The organism is Bacillus cereus group sp. BfR-BA-01408 (genome assembly GCF_022663305.1).
Classification (GTDB): domain Bacteria; phylum Bacillota; class Bacilli; order Bacillales; family Bacillaceae_G; genus Bacillus_A; species Bacillus_A pacificus.
The window spans coordinates 1-475 of record NZ_JAKUFF010000201.1 but is presented as its reverse complement, the minus strand read 5'-3'; the positions used below and the strand labels follow the sequence as shown (position 1 = coordinate 475).

The following is a 475-nucleotide window of genomic DNA, read 5'->3' as shown; positions in this document are numbered from 1 at the left end:
ACCCATTTTTTCCGTTTCGAAATCATATTCCAATGTTTTAGTTTCATATTCAAATTTCATTACTATTGAAACTTTAGTATTATCTTTCCATGAAATTTCATAAAGGTCTGAACTATTAACAATATTAAAATTAGCCACCCTTATTTTTGTTTTCTCTACAAGTTTGTTTTTTTCTTTAAAGTAAATTTTTATGTATTTATCATCGAAGAGATGTCCATATGAAATCCCTGTAATTTCTATGTGATTTGCTTGGTTAGTTGACGTATTTTTTACAAGAGGTTTTTCGATTTCTTGAAAAAACAGCCAATAAATAGGATATAGAATAAGTATAAAAATGATACTCATACCTAATAAAAATTTTAATATGCAACCGCCAAAATCGTGGTCTGCTATTTTATCATTACTTAGCCATTGGCTCATATTAGTTTCACCACTCAACTTTAGTATAATTAGATAGAAAACTTCTAAATGATTT

1 protein-coding gene is annotated in these 475 nt (G+C 26.7%); it reads right to left on the bottom strand.

Going from position 1 to position 475, the window contains the following annotated elements; genetic code table 11:
• A partial coding sequence (locus tag MR083_RS26900; protein WP_242270107.1) for a hypothetical protein occupies window positions 1-420 on the bottom strand: 420 nt, incomplete at its 3' end.
• Between the last annotated feature and the right edge of the window lie 55 nt (window positions 421-475).